The sequence below is a fragment of the Mesorhizobium sp. M1A.T.Ca.IN.004.03.1.1 genome, from assembly GCF_003997555.1.
Classification (GTDB): Bacteria; Pseudomonadota; Alphaproteobacteria; order Rhizobiales; family Rhizobiaceae; genus Mesorhizobium.
Map to the genome: position 1 here is coordinate 1 of NZ_RZTV01000567.1, position 259 is coordinate 259.

Sequence of the window (259 nt, forward strand, 5' to 3'; positions counted from 1 at the left end):
ATCTGTTGGATGGTGCCGATCCGATCCGGGGAAACGAACATGCAGACGAATGAAACGCCTCGATACGATGCCAGCGTAAACACCACCGGCTGCTGCCCCAGGTTCAATCCTGAAGGCTGGGACGGGCAAGAACTGCATTTCAGGGACAAGCGATTTCTGAGAGCGACCACCCGCAGCGTCATGCATATCCCGCTGAACATGGGCAACGTGTTCTCGCGCGTTAACGGGCATATCGACGACGCGGGAGCCTCGGACACGG

1 protein-coding gene is annotated in these 259 nt (G+C 58.3%); it reads left to right on the forward strand.

Annotation, left to right across the window (positions count from 1 at the left end; all coding sequences use genetic code 11):
* Positions 1 to 39: 39 nt before the first annotated feature.
* On the forward strand, positions 40 to 259 hold a 220-nt coding region (locus EOD29_RS32910), incomplete at its 3' end, for a hydrolase (RefSeq protein WP_348630474.1).